This window comes from Streptomyces sparsogenes, from assembly GCF_001704635.1.
Lineage (GTDB): Bacteria > Actinomycetota > Actinomycetes > Streptomycetales > Streptomycetaceae > Streptomyces > Streptomyces sparsogenes.
This window is the reverse complement of record NZ_MAXF01000209.1, coordinates 1-7,416: the sequence shown is the minus strand read 5'-3', so window position 1 is coordinate 7,416 and position 7,416 is coordinate 1. Positions and strand designations below refer to the sequence as shown.

9 protein-coding genes are annotated in these 7,416 nt (G+C 71.4%); 5 read left to right on the top strand and 4 right to left on the bottom strand.

The window, feature by feature from the left end; genetic code table 11:
- A partial coding sequence (locus BBH68_RS36595) for a LysR substrate-binding domain-containing protein (protein WP_245738487.1) occupies nt 1-660 on the bottom strand: 660 nt, incomplete at its 3' end.
- Between BBH68_RS36595 and BBH68_RS36590 the strand changes: the two genes are divergently transcribed.
- Nucleotides 653-949, top strand: a complete 297-nt coding sequence (locus tag BBH68_RS36590; protein WP_065968196.1) for a hypothetical protein — start codon at nt 653-655, stop codon at nt 947-949. The genes BBH68_RS36595 and BBH68_RS36590 overlap by 8 nt on opposite strands.
- A 136-nt stretch (nt 950-1,085) precedes the next feature.
- Here the strand turns inward: BBH68_RS36590 and BBH68_RS36585 are convergent, their stop codons facing one another.
- Together BBH68_RS36585 and BBH68_RS36580 are read right to left on the bottom strand one after the other, a co-directional pair.
- Nucleotides 1,086-2,057, bottom strand: a complete 972-nt coding sequence (locus tag BBH68_RS36585; RefSeq protein WP_065968195.1) for a S1 family peptidase — start codon at nt 2,055-2,057, stop codon at nt 1,086-1,088.
- Between the two features lie 312 nt (nt 2,058-2,369).
- Nucleotides 2,370-3,284 carry an alpha/beta hydrolase family protein gene (locus BBH68_RS36580; RefSeq protein WP_245738486.1) on the bottom strand — a complete coding sequence of 305 codons (915 nt, stop codon included), beginning with the start codon at nt 3,282-3,284 and terminating at the stop codon, nt 2,370-2,372.
- An 85-nt stretch (nt 3,285-3,369) separates the two neighbouring features.
- Here BBH68_RS36580 and BBH68_RS36575 point away from each other — a divergent pair, with 85 nt between their 5' ends.
- On the top strand, nt 3,370-4,335 hold the full coding sequence (locus BBH68_RS36575) for a winged helix-turn-helix domain-containing protein (protein ID WP_065968194.1): 966 nt from the start codon (nt 3,370-3,372) through the stop codon (nt 4,333-4,335).
- Between the two features lie 61 nt (nt 4,336-4,396).
- Here the strand turns inward: BBH68_RS36575 and vph are convergent, their stop codons facing one another.
- Nucleotides 4,397-5,260, bottom strand: coding sequence for a viomycin phosphotransferase (vph, locus tag BBH68_RS36570; protein WP_065968193.1), 864 nt, complete (start codon nt 5,258-5,260; stop codon nt 4,397-4,399).
- 706 nt (nt 5,261-5,966) lie between these two features.
- Between vph and BBH68_RS44160 the strand changes: the two genes are divergently transcribed.
- The 3 genes from BBH68_RS44160 to BBH68_RS36560 form a co-directional block, all read left to right on the top strand.
- Entirely contained in the window at nt 5,967-6,092 is a 126-nt protein-coding gene (locus tag BBH68_RS44160; protein WP_281182516.1) for a hypothetical protein, read from the top strand.
- Nucleotides 6,093-6,273: 181 nt separating this feature from the next.
- The gene (locus tag BBH68_RS44155; protein WP_065968192.1) at nt 6,274-6,717 is read left to right on the top strand and encodes a hypothetical protein; all 444 of its coding nucleotides are present in this window, start codon (nt 6,274-6,276) and stop codon (nt 6,715-6,717) included.
- A 131-nt stretch (nt 6,718-6,848) separates the two neighbouring features.
- On the top strand, nt 6,849-7,416 hold a 568-nt coding region (locus tag BBH68_RS36560; protein WP_141713142.1), incomplete at its 3' end, for a beta-ketoacyl synthase N-terminal-like domain-containing protein.

Here is a 7,416-nt window from a genome sequence, read left to right as displayed (position 1 = left end):
AACGCAACGCACCGCTCGCGAACGGCTGAGGGCGCAGCTGTGGCCGTGCCGTCTGCCCCGCCGGACCGCGCCCAGCTGGGCCCGGTGCAGGTCGGGGGCGAAGGGCAGGAGGCGTACGTCGCTGCGTCGGCTGGTGAGGGCCAGGCGGGGGGCGAGCGCGATGCCGAGACCGGCGGCGACCATGGCCTGCGCCTCCTGGTAGTCGTGCGAGGAGTAGGCGATGCGCGGCTCGAATCCCGCCTGGCGACAGCTTCGGCGCAGGACGTCGGCGACGGGATGGTTGTCGGCGCGGATGATCCACTCTTGGTCGGCGAGGTCGCCGAGGCGTACGGAGGGATGTGAGCGCAGGGGGGAGTCGGCGGGGACGACCAGCACCGTGGGGTCGTCCAGCAGGTGGGTGAGGGCGAGCGCCGGGTCGTCGAGGCGGTTCCATTCGTAGTCCCAGAGCAGCCCCTGCTCCACCTCGCCAATGTGCAGCATCTCCCTCAGCTCCGCGAGGACTCCGGCGCGTACCTCGATGCGGATGCCGGCGTGGCGCCGCCGGAAACGCGTGAGCGCCAGCGGTAGCAGGGACGCGCTCGCCGTGGGGAAGGAACCGAGCCGCAAGGTGCCCTGGTCGAGGGCGGTGAAGGAGTCCAGGTCGGCCTTCACCGTGGCCATCACCTCCGCCTTCGCCTTCTCCACCGCGATTCTCACGGCGATCATCCCCATCGCCGTACCGCTGCTGCTCGCCAGTCACCTCAGCGGCGCCGGACTGATCGCCGCGCTCGCCGTCTCGACGACGATCGTCGACACCTCTCCCTTCTCGACCAACGGAGCACTCGTCCTCAGCAACGCCCGCGGGGTGGACACCCGCCGCTTCTACCGCCAGGTCATCGGCTACACCGGCGGAATCGTCGCCCTCGGCCCCGTCGTCGCCTGGGGCGCCCTGGTCCTGCCCTGGTCATAGCGCGAAGACCGACGACGGACAGCGGAGGGCGCCGAGCCGGACCAGGCCCGGCGCCCTCCGTATGGCCGGCGGGAACGGTGCAAGCCACGGATGATCTGTTGCGAGGTGGTCGTCGCCGCAGAGGAAGGAGGGCCGCTCAGGCGGCGCGGCGGGCCTTGCCGCGGCGTACGGCGAGGGCGGTGCCGCCGCCGGCGACGATCAGCGCGGCCGCCACGCCGGGCGTCGCCGCGGCGTTGTCGTCCGTGCCGGTTTCGGCGAGGTCGGAGCCCTTGGCCGCAGCCGACGGAGCGGTGGCCCGGTTGGTCTTCATGGTCTTGGTGATCCAGCCGGCGTAGGCGGGTGCGCTGGTGTAGAGGCCGGGGCCCTTGGAGCACGGCACGTTCGGGGCGCCGGGCCCGGAGGTGACGCCGATCAGTTCCCAGCGGCCGTTGCGGCCTTTTTGGATCTGGGGTCCGCCGGAGTCCCCAGAGCACGCCATGGCGTTGGGCACGGTGGTGATGGTGCACAGCCGGGTCCGGTCCGCGTAGCCGGGTGCGCACTCGGACTCGGCGCCCCTGCGGGTGTTCAGCTCCTGCAGCCGGTCGGGGAACGTGAACTCGGTGTCGACGGTGGTGCCGAAGCCCAGGAGCCGGGTCGGCGTACCGGGCCGCCCGGGCTGCGCGGCGATCTTGATGGGCTTCTCGGCGACCGGGCGGTCCAGGCGTACCAGCGCGATGTCGTTCTTGTTGGCGGCCTTGTTGTCGCCGTTCACATAGCCGGGGTGGACGAAGGTCCGGTCGATCTTCCGGACGGTGCCGCCGGACTTGCGGTGATCGCTGCCGACGCGCACGATGCCGTCCAGCTCGAGGCCCTCGACCTTCAGGCAGTGAGCCGCCGTCAGCACCCACTGCTCATCGATCAGCGACGCCCCACAGTTGCCGTCGATCAGACCCTGGTCCGGAGCCGACTCCGGGATGACCGCCATGAACGGGTAGCTCTCGGTGGAGTCCGACCCGTTGACGATGGCTCCGGCGCTGCCGGCCATGACGGTGGCGCAGGCCGCGGCGGCGAGAACACCGACGGCAGCGGTGCGGGCGGTACGGCGGTGCGGCGACTTGAAGCTGAACACAGAGGTTCCCTTGTTGCTCGGTGGATCGTGTACTCGTTGAGCCTCGTGGTTCGAGACCCCGCGGACCATCCGGGCAGCGGGTCGGTCGATGGTGGGGCCTGCCCCCCTGCGGTGGCGGCCCGACCACCGGCCGAGCCCGGGTGAGCGGCCCCGCTACAACAGGTGGCGGGCGAAGAAGGTCCCCACCCGGCGCCGTACCTCGGCGAGTGTCACCACCGCGTCGGCGGTGCCGATGAGCGCGGCCCGCGCCGTCGCCGTCACGAGTCCGGCGGTCTGGAGCCGCGCGACGAGCGAGCCGTAGTCGGTGAACGCTCAGTGGTTCGCGTCGGCGAGCAGCGCGCGGTGGCCGGGAAGGCTCGCCCACGAGGACTCGATACGGGCGGCGCCCTCGAATCCGCCGGTGCGGAACAGCAGCAGCGGCGGGTCGAAGCCGCCCGGCGTCGGATACAGGTCGAGATAGCCCTCGAGGTTCGCCACCGCGCCGACCCCGCGGTCGCCACGGGCCGTGTACACCGCCGCCGTGCCGCCTGCGGAGTGTCCGTACAACCCGATCCGGCAGGGGTCCATGACCGGGGCGAGCGGCAGGTCGCCGAGCCGGTCAAGGACCAGGCGGAGGTCCGCGATCCGGGTGTCCACCATCGTGCGGAAGGTCGCCGGGTCCGGCGGTCCGGTCAGGACGGTCGTCCGCATCCCGGTCGGCAGTTCCACCTGAGAGGCGTCACCGGGGTGGTCGACGAGGACGACCACTCGGCCGTGGCTCGCCAGGTCCTCGGCGAGGGTTGTGCCGAGCGTGCGCGAGTCGCCGCCACCGGGGGAGTACACCAGCACCGGCCGCCGCCCGGGCAGCGGCGGTGCGCCCACGTACCCGTGGGTGAGGACCGCGCCCCAGTCCACCGTCCCCGGCCCCGGCAGTCCCGGATGGACGTGCGGCGCGTACTCGGCGAACACCGCGGCCTCGTCCGGGGTGAGCTGCGGGGCCCGGGAGCGGCCGCGTACCGATCGGGCCGGATACAGGACGGTCAGCATGACCTCCCGCACGCCGCCCACCCACGGGTCGCTACGGGCCGGATCCGTCAGATGGACCGTCCGCATGCCCACCGGGTACGGGCCGCCGGGCGCGGGCAGCCGGAGGACGGGGCCGCCACTGGAGGCGGATGCCGCCGTGGGCAGCAGGGCGGCGGCACTCCCGCATAGGGTGCCTTTCAGAAGAGCGCGTCGTGACGTCATACGGACATCCTTGGGGCGGGGGCCGTCACGATGCGAAGGTTCAGGCCCTGGCCGAAAGGCTGGTCCGGGACGAGGAGTTGTGAGAGTGCTGCGAATCCACTTCACGGCGCAGGACTTCGCCCGGGTCCGCCTCGCCACCCGCCCGGCGCCGCTCCAGGAGCTGCACGCCGCCCTGACGACAGCCGTGGCCCGGCGGGGCGGGCCACTGTTCGCACCGTGGCGCGCCCGTGTCCTGCGCTCCCTCCCGGCCGCCACCGACCCGCTCGCCGACCTGGTTCCGGCGGGCCGCCCGCCCTCCTTCCTCGACGTCCTCGGCGACACCATGGCCGACGGCTTCGCACAGATCCGCGCCACCAGCCCCGGCCACGTCCGCTCCGAGCTGGAGCGGGTCTACGGGGCGGTGCCCGCCCCTCGCTGGATCCGCAGCCTGCACGCGGGCGACGAGACGGCCTGGCGCACCCTGCACCGCGCCCAGCAGGCCGCGTACGAGACGGTCCTCGCCCCGGTCTGGCCCGTCGTACAGGATCTGCACCGCGAGGAGTTCACCCGCTACGCTCTGGCTGTCGCCGAGCACGGCGTGGCCGCCACGCTGACCGGCCTGGCCCCGGGCAGCCGGCTCCACGAGGCCGTGTGGGAATGGCCCGGCGCGGCGCCGGCCCGCGAGGTCCGCCTCGACGGGCGCGGCCTGGTCCTGCTGCCCACTTTCCACCACCCGGCGGGCCCGCTTCTCCAGGACCTCCCGGGCCGCCCCGCAATCCTGACGTACCCGGCCGGTCCCGGGCTCCCGCCCACCGCGGGGCGCCCGGCCGTGCCCGCCGAGGCCCTGGCCGCCGTCCTGGGCCGCACCCGGCTCGACGCGCTGCGCCTCCTCGCCGAGCCCCACACCACGACATCCCTGGCCCGCGCCCTCCACGTCAGCAACGCGACGGCCTCCTCCCACGCGGCGGCGCTCAGATCGGCGGGCATGGCGACGACGACCCGCACAGGCCGCTCGGTCACCCACCAGCGCACGGCCCTCGGCACGCTGGTCGCGGGCGCGTCGCTCTACTGAACAGGTTCGCCGGATCGCTGTTGCCCTGGAGTGCTCGACGAAGCGGATGTGGTGATGTGCCTCAGCGGTAGCCTGCCAGGCCGTCCGCGAGTTCTTCCTGGTCGCCGTCGCGGATTGCGGAGAGGGCCTGCTGCAGGGCGAATGTGCCGCGGATCGCGGCGATACGGGTATGGAGTCCGTGGGTTGACCAGCTGCCCAGGGCGAGCACCCGCTCCAGCGTTTCCCGGCCGTAACTCGCGCCGATGGCTGCGAGATCCTCGGCCGGGTCGCTGAGTGCGACATCGTCCCAGTCGAGTACTCCGGACAGGTGCGGCAGGCCGTGCTTCCACACCCACAGGACGTTTTCCGCACCGAGGTCGCCATGCACCACCGCTCGGGTGACGTGGGGAAGGTCGTCGAGTGCTGTGAGTTCCCGCTCGGCCCGTAGGCGCCCGCCGTCGGACATGAGCTGGAACAGCTCCGCGCGCACGTTCTCCGCGAACCGCCGCCACCGGCCTTGTGGTGCCCGAGGAAGAACGGCTCGTACCGTCTCGTCGCTGCCGGCACGGGCCAGAGCGGACAGCAGCGTGGCGTACTGCGCCGCCACGGTGTCGGCCACTTCGGCATCGCTGAGGGCGCCGGTCTCCAGCGGTTCCCCGGGAATGCGACCGAGTACGAGGAACGGCGCCTCGTCGGTGCCGTGGGCGCCGCCCTGGAGCAGTGGCTCAGGAGTGCGGAAGCCGAGGTCGAGGCCGGCGAGGGCGTGTAGTGCGGCCATCCGCTCCGGTAACCGAGCGGCCGCTGCCGGGGTGCGAGGCAGGCATACGACGCGGTCTGAGCCCATGACCACGGTGTGGAATTGCCCCTGGCGTACTGCGAGGTCGTCCGGTTTGTCATCGGGCAGCAGGCGGCTCAGCAGAGCGCGATGCGTCGTACGGATGCTCACGAGTGTGACCTTTGGGTCCTTCGTCGGGTCGGAGGCCGTGGGGGGGAGTCGAATGCTCCTCCCGGCCGGGTGGGTGCCTGGATGGCTTCAGGTGTGCCCAGTCCACGCGCTGCCAGCGGCTGCGCCAGGGCTCGGACCGAGCGACTGTGGTCAAGATCTCAGGGGCCCCTCCGGAGAAGTGGATCACGCGGCTCAGTGCGTGTCCCGTCAATTCTTCAACTTTGAAGGCGCCGTCAATTCCGCCGATGAAACTGCCGATGGCGGATAGGTGACTCAAGTAGCCCGGGTGCCGAGTTGTTCGTCACCCGGTCCGTGGGGCCATCGACACGAGCGTGGGCAACGCCACGAGAGTCCGGTTGCGATCGAAAAGCTTGGCCGATCAGGGCTGATGGCAACATGGTCAACCTCCGTTTCCCTCTTTCCCCGGGTAGGGATCGACTGTTGCGCGGTGGCTCCGGGGCGAGGAATCGAGCTACGCGGCCCTCGGGAGGCGGTTGACGGCCGTGATCAAGTCAACCTAAGCTCTCGATTCGGATTAGGGGAGCGAGACGGGGAAGCCTCAGGCCGCATGGGCCGGAGGCGGCATCTCCGTGATTGTCCCCCTACTGGTTACTGACTCTTGGCATCGGCAAACCAAGGTGGCGATCTTGGGGGCGGCTTACAGGAAACGTCACGATGGCTCAGGTCTCTCCAGGTGAGGGGTGGTATGTCCATTCCCTTCAAAGAAAACGATGACATCTGTCGCGACACTGGCTGCCTCGCCTTCATCGAGGATAACTGGACCGATATGCGCCCGCACAGCCGCCGGCTGGCCGCGGCGCCACCTGTGTGAGCCCACAACCGATAAAACGAGACCTGCGACTGGCTCGTGGCCATCTCGAAGGGGCCGGTGACGACACGATGGCGGAGAAGACCGAGCGGATCGGGGACTTCGCCATCGCCGCACGGGCACGCGACGAGCGCTTATCGCTGAACGCCTGGCAAGCGGACGGAGAACGGGGCCCGGGGGAACAGTGACCGAGGAGATACTTCCCGCCGACGTGAAGTCCGCGGAGGAATTCGACGACGCCGCGGACATTTATCTCTTCGCCGAGGAACGCGCGGCCGTCGTCGGCGCCGTACCACGGCGCCGACGGGAATTATCGATGGGCGAGATGCACATCCGGTGCCGGGGGTACGACCTCTTCCGCTCGGGCCTGACACCCGCCGCCGAACACGGGGACAACGACGGCCCCGTCCTCCACCTCCCGCTGACGCCCGACCGGTGCCGCGTGGCCGGGCCGCTCGGCGGGCGCCGCCATGTCCGGGGGCCCGCCGCCGAGGTCCGGCGCCCGCCGGCCGAATGGAACGCGGGCACCCGGATGCCGTCCCCGACGCTCACGGCCGCCTTCGCCGCCCGGAGCGCCCGCACCCCGGACCCGACCGCGCCGGTCGGATCGCCGAGGACGGCCCCGTGAGCCGCCCCGGGCCGGGCTGACCACCCGGACCCGCCTGCCGCAGCGCCAAGGGGCCGAGGGCCCGTACCGACCAATGCCGCCACCTGCCCGTCCGGACCGGAACGGGCCCACGAAAAGGGGAGACAGGGCCAGTGAGCAGCCACGAGGTCCAGGCAGCCGAGACGGATGTCGCGATCATCGGCATGGCGGGGCGTTTCCCCGGCGCCGACGACCTGGACTCCTTCTGGCGCCTGCTGAGCGAGGGCCGCGAGGGCATCACCCGGTTCAGCCGGGAGGAACTGGCGGCGGCGGGGGTGCCCGCGCGGCTGCTCGACGACCCGGAGTACGTCCCCGCCCACGGGGTCATCCCGGACGTCGACCTGTTCGACACCGGGTACTTCGAGTTCACCCCGGCCGAGGCCGCGATCACCGACCCGCAGCACCGCATCCTGCTGACCACCGGCCACGCTGCCCTGGAGCACGCCGGCTACGACCCCGCCCGCTACGACGGGCTGATCAGCGTCTACGCCGGCGCGGCCATCAACACCTACCTCCAGCAGCAGGTCCTGCCCCGCGTCGACCAGACCACCACCTCGAACCACTTCGCGGTGATGGTCGGCAACGACAAGGACTTCCTGGCCACCCGGCTGTCGTACAAACTCGACCTCCGAGGTCCCAGCTACGCCGTCCAGACCGCCTGCTCCACCTCCCTGGTCGCCA

Bases quoted from the DNA above. Each gene is read 5' to 3' on its own strand.
- BBH68_RS44160 (WP_281182516.1), top strand. From the start codon at position 5,967: ATGTCCATTCCCTTCAAAGAAAACGATGACATCTGTCGCGACACTGGC.
- BBH68_RS36580 (WP_245738486.1), bottom strand. From the start codon at position 3,284: ATGACGTCACGACGCGCTCTTCTGAAAGGCACCCTATGCGGGAGTGCC.